This window comes from Leisingera sp. F5 (genome assembly GCF_001593695.1).
Map to the genome: position 1 here is coordinate 1 of NZ_LUKH01000930.1, position 1,456 is coordinate 1,456.

At 63.0% G+C, this 1,456-nt stretch carries 1 protein-coding gene; it reads right to left on the reverse strand.

What is annotated here, in order from left to right; genetic code table 11:
• A partial coding sequence (gene topA, locus A2I95_RS37545) for a type I DNA topoisomerase (RefSeq protein ID WP_291737535.1) occupies positions 1 to 1,456 on the reverse strand: 1,456 nt, incomplete at both ends.

Below are 1,456 nucleotides of genomic sequence, written 5' to 3' on the forward strand. Positions count from 1 at the left end.
CAGCTGGCCCGCCCCGCATTTGGGGCAGACGCGCGGGTCGGTGCCGTCTTCGCGCGGCGGATAAAGCTGCGGTGCAAGGGCGTCATCCAGCACATCCAGCACTTCGGTGATCCGCAACTCGGAGGTTTCCGAAATGGCAGCCGAGAAATCGCGCCAGAACTTGCCCAGCAGTTCCTTATAGTCGCCGTTGCCGGCACTGACGTCATCCAGCTCTTCTTCCAGATTGGCGGTGAATTCATAGCCGACGTATTTGCGGAAGAAATTCAGCAGGAAGATCGTAACGATCCGGCCTTTGTCCTCGGGGAACAGGCGGTTCTTGTCCTTGCGGACGTATTCGCGGTCCTGGATTGTGGTGATCACGGAGGCATAGGTCGAGGGGCGGCCGATGCCCAGCTCTTCCATCCGCTTGACCAGTGTCGCCTCGGTATAGCGCGGCGGCGGCTGGGTATGGTGCTGCAGCGCCAGCACAGCGCCGTCTTCAGAGAGCACGGATGCCTCTTTGCCGGCCTTGTCAGCCTGCGCGGCCAGCGAGGATGCAAATTTCAGCGCTTCGCCCTGCATGATCTGCGGCAGGCGCTTGTCGTCTTCGTCGGCCACATCATCGCGGCCTTCTTCATAAACCCGCATGAAACCGTCAAACAGCATCACCTGGCCAGTGGCGCGCAGCACCACCTGTTTGTCATCCGAGCCGATATCGACAGTGGTGCGTTCCAGACGGGCACCTTCCATCTGGCACGACAGGGTGCGCTTCCAGATCAGGTCATAGAGCTTGCGCTGATCGTCGTCCGTGACCTTCAGGCTGGCCGCATCGCGGCTCATATCCGTCGGGCGGATACATTCGTGCGCTTCCTGGGCGTTCTTCGCCTTGTTCTTGTAGATCCGCGGGGAGGAGGGCACATATTCAGCGCCATAGCGGGTTTCGATCTCGGCACGCGCGGCCTGCACCGCTTCGGGCGCCATGTCGATGCCATCGGTCCGCATATAGGTGATGTGACCGGCCTCATAAAGGCGCTGCGCGGCGTTCATGGTCTGGCGCGCGCCCATGCCGAACTTGCGGCTGGCTTCCTGCTGCAGGGTTGAGGTCATGAACGGGGCAGAGGGGTTGCGGGAAGCGGGTTTTGCTTCGACCGACAGCACCGACAGCTGGCGCGAGGCCACGGCCTGCACCGCGAGTTCGGCAGCGGTGGACGTCTTCAGGCTGTATTTGTCCAGCTTGTCGCCGCCCAGTACCGTCAGACGGGCTTCGAACTCCTGGCCGCGCGGGGTCGCCATCTGGGCGCGCACCGACCAGTATTCCTGAGCGTTGAAGGCTTCGATCTCCATCTCGCGCTCGACGATCAGGCGCAGGCAGACGGATTGCACCCGGCCCGCGGACCGCGCGCCCGGCAGCTTGCGCCACAGCACCGGCGACAGGTTGAAACCCACCAGATAGTCCAGCGCGCGGCGGGCCAGATAG